The 648-nt window shown below is 51.1% G+C and carries 1 protein-coding gene; it reads right to left on the bottom strand.

The window, feature by feature from the left end; translation table 11 throughout:
- Window positions 1-648 (bottom strand): Ig-like domain-containing protein (locus BTA35_RS16490; RefSeq protein ID WP_139363699.1); only part of this gene is annotated, 648 nt, incomplete at both ends.

Below are 648 nucleotides of genomic sequence, written 5' to 3'. Positions count from 1 at the left end.
CAGCAGTGTTCTCTACAACATTACCGGTATAAGTTTCACCGTTAACGGTCAAAGTAACTTCATCACCGGCTTTTACATCGCCGCCGACAGTACCGGTTACGGACGTGAACTCTTTATCCGCTTCTTCCGCGTTCAGAACATCATCACCGGCAATGGTGTCGATGGTGATGGAAGCGTTGATCTCGGTATCCACGGAGATATCACGATCCGCGGTGGCGGTTTGGCTATTGCCCGCGGCATCGGTGGCGGTAACCGAGGCATCGATACTGTCATCCGCTTCCAAATCATCGGTTTTAACCGGGATGCTGTAGGTCAGATTGCCGTTACCATCATCGGTAACCGCACCGGTATAAGTTTCACCGTTAACGGTCAAAGTAACTTCATCACCGGCTTTTACATCGCCGCCGACAGTACCGGTTACGGACGTGAACTCTTGATCCGCTTCTTCGGCATTCAGTACATCATCACCAGCGATAGTATCGATAGTGATGGAGGCATTGATCTCGGTATCCACATCAAGAGTACGTTCAGCTTCCGCGGTTTTGCTATTGCCCGCGGCATCGGTGGCGGTAACAGAGGCATCAATAGAGTTATCCGCTTCCAGATCATCAGTTTTAACCGGGATGCTATAGGTCAGGTCACCAGAGG

The organism is Oceanospirillum linum, assembly GCF_001995095.2.
GTDB lineage: Bacteria > Pseudomonadota > Gammaproteobacteria > Pseudomonadales > Halomonadaceae > Oceanospirillum > Oceanospirillum linum.
Note: the sequence above shows the minus strand (reverse complement) of the source record. Positions and strands in the feature narration are given on the sequence as shown.